We start from the raw sequence: 290 nt of genomic DNA, 5'->3' as shown, positions 1-290 counted from the left end.
CGGACGCTCCGACTGTCTAGTAACAACATAGGTGACCGCAAATCCGCAAGGACTCGTACGGTCACTGAATCCTGCCCAGTGCGGGTATCTGAACACCCCTTACAAGGGGACGAAGGACCCGTTAACGGCGGGGGTAACTATGACCCTCTTAAGGTAGCGTAGTACCTTGCCGCTTCAGTAGCGGCTTGCATGAATGGATCAATGAGAGCGCCACTGTCCCAACGTTGGGCCCGGTGAACTGTACGTTCCAGTGCGGAGTCTGGAGACCCCCAAGGGGAAGCGAAGACCCT

1 rRNA gene is annotated in these 290 nt (G+C 56.9%); it reads left to right on the top strand.

The features are described from left to right. A 23S ribosomal RNA gene (locus tag C486_RS21960) occupies nt 1-290 on the top strand; the annotation flags it as partial.

This window comes from Natrinema gari JCM 14663 (assembly GCF_000337175.1).
GTDB lineage: Archaea > Halobacteriota > Halobacteria > Halobacteriales > Natrialbaceae > Natrinema > Natrinema gari.
This window is presented reverse-complemented; position numbering and strand designations above follow the sequence as displayed.